Source organism: Myxococcus vastator, assembly GCF_010894475.1.
Classification (GTDB): Bacteria; Myxococcota; Myxococcia; order Myxococcales; family Myxococcaceae; genus Myxococcus; species Myxococcus vastator.
The window spans coordinates 1-2,389 of record NZ_JAAIYB010000740.1 but is presented as its reverse complement, the minus strand read 5'-3'; the positions used below and the strand labels follow the sequence as shown (position 1 = coordinate 2,389).

Annotated in this window: 2 protein-coding genes and 1 pseudogene; all 3 read left to right on the top strand. The window is 73.0% G+C overall.

Going from position 1 to position 2,389, the window contains the following annotated elements:
- The coding region (locus tag G4D87_RS36755) for a shikimate dehydrogenase (RefSeq protein WP_163787438.1) at positions 1-1,243 on the top strand (1,243 nt) is incomplete at its 5' end.
- The gene (aroC, locus tag G4D87_RS36750; RefSeq protein ID WP_163787437.1) at positions 1,240-2,259 is read left to right on the top strand and encodes a chorismate synthase; all 1,020 of its coding nucleotides are present in this window, start codon (positions 1,240-1,242) and stop codon (positions 2,257-2,259) included. The genes G4D87_RS36755 and aroC, both read left to right, overlap by 4 nt.
- A pseudogene (locus G4D87_RS39810) lies at positions 2,256-2,389 on the top strand (3-dehydroquinate synthase); the annotation flags it as partial. The gene aroC and the pseudogene G4D87_RS39810, both read left to right, overlap by 4 nt.

Genomic DNA, 2,389 nt, shown 5'->3' with positions numbered 1-2,389 from the left:
GCCCCCCCCCCTGCTCGGCGAGGACGCCGTCCGCTTCGCGCGGGACGGCCAGCGCCGTGGGGCGGACGTCCTGGAGCTCCGCACGGACCTGCACGCCCCTGACGCGCTCGACCCGGAGGCGCTGGCGGCGGTGCTGCCGTTGCTCGTCTCCGAGCGGGGCAAGCCGCTGCCCGCCCGCTGGGTGGCCGCGGCCTGGCGCGTGGACCGGGACTTGATGGACGCCTCGGGGCAACAGGGGTCGCTGGCGGCGCCGCCGGGAAAGCTGCTCGCGTCGCACCACGCGAGCCGGCAGCTGTCCACGGCGGAAGCGCTCCAGTTGTGGGAGCGCGAGCTGCCCGCCGACGCCCTGGTGAAGCACGTGGAGCCGATGACGGACCCGGCGCACCTCGTCACGCTGCTGGAGACGCAGCGGCGGATGGCGGAGCGCTTCGGTGCCACGCGCGTCACGGTGCTGGGCATGGGCGCGGTGGCGCTGCCCACGCGGGCGCTGCTCGCTCGGGACAACGTGCTGGACTACGTCGCGATGGGAGGCACCTGGGTCGCGGCGCCCGGCCAGCGGCTGCTGGATGACGCCGTGCGGGAGCTGCGCGGCGCGGACCGGTACACGGTGGCGCCGCCGCTGCGGCTGGGCATCTTGGGGACGTCCATCCTCCACTCGCGCTCGCCCCGCATCCACCGTCAGCCCTTCGACCGCATCGACCTGCCGGAGGACGGGCCCGTGGAGGCGGTGGTGGACGCGCTGCTGCCGCACTACGCGGGCTTCGCCGTCACCAGTCCCTTCAAGCTGCGGCTGGCGAAGCACACGGGGTCCTCGCTGGACGCCATCAACACGCTGGTCCGCCGGGGCGACCGGTGGGAATCCTTCAATACCGACACGTTCGGCGCCCGCACGGTGCTCGAGCGGCTCGGGGCTCGCGAAGTCTTCGTCCTGGGAGACGGGGGCGCCACGTCGGCGCTCCGGTCCGTGGCGGCGGAGCTGCGCTGTGACTTGCGCGTCTTGCGACGCGCCGACATCCAGGCGCCTCTCACAGGGGCGGGCGTCTGGACGTGGCCCGATAGGGTGCCCGCTCCTGACGACCTGCGCTTCGACGGGGCCCGTGTGGCGGTCATCGCCTACGGCGCCCCGGGCCGGCGCATCGCCGCGGAGATTGTCCTCCGCGGCGGTACTCCAGTCCTGCTGGGTGCGGCGTGGTTCGTCGCGCAAGCCCGGCGTCAGCGCCAACTCTGGGAGTCCGCGACATGAATACCTTCGGCGAGCTGTTTCGCCTGACGACGTTTGGAGAGAGCCACGGCCCCGCGCTCGGCGCCATCCTGGATGGCTGCCCCGCCGGCGTGCCCCTGACGCGCGAGCAGATTCAAGTCGCGCTGGACCGTCGGCGCCCTGGCCAGTCCACCCTCACCACCGCGCGCAGCGAGCCGGACCAGGTGGAAATCCTGTCCGGCGTCTTCGAGGACAAGACGCTGGGCACGCCCATCGCCGCCATCGTGCGCAACACGAACCAGCGCTCGGGGGACTACGAGAAGCTGAAGGCCGAGGACCGGCCCGGCCACGCGGACTCCGTGTGGCGCGAGCGCTTCAAGCACCGCGACCACCGCGGCGGTGGCCGCACCAGCGGACGCGAGACGCTCTGCCGCGTCATCGGCGGCGCCATCGCGGAGGCGTACCTCGCCCGGGATTTGCCCTCCATCCGCACCGTGGCCTACGTGTCCCAGGTGGGCAACCTGGTGGCCGCCGTCCCCGCGCCGGGCCTCACCCGCGAGCAGGTGGACGCGCACGCCACGCGCTGCCCAGACGTCGCCCTCCGCGACGAGATGTCCCAGCGCATCCTCACCGCGAAGGAAGCGGGCGACAGCCTGGGCGGCGCCATCGACGTGCGCGTGGAGGGCCTGCCCGTGGGACTGGGCGAGCCCATCTTCGGCAAGCTCAAGGCGCGCATCGCCCAGGCGCTGGGCAGCATCGGCGCCGTCACCGGCGTCGTCTGGGGCCCACCCGACCTGCTCGAGCGCATTGGCCAGCCCGGCATCCAGTTCCACGCAGTGAAGGACGCGTACGGCGGCATCCAGGGTGGGCTCGCCAACGGTGAGCCGATGCAGCTCCGCACCTTCTTCAAGCCGCCCGCGACGCTCCAGGAGCACGCGAAGGGTGGCCGCCACGACCCGTGCATCATGCCCCGCGCCGTCCCGGTGCTGGAGGCCATGGTGTCGCTGGTCATCGCCGACCTCGTCCTCCACATGAACGCGAGGCCGCACGCCCTATGAGCGCTCTTCCTCCCGGGGCCTACCGTCCGCCTTCCGACCGCTGGGGCACCTTCGCCCGGCTCGCGAAGAACCTTCCCGAGGGCAGCATCGCGGTGGTGGACCGCACCGTCGCGAAGCTCCACCCCACCCT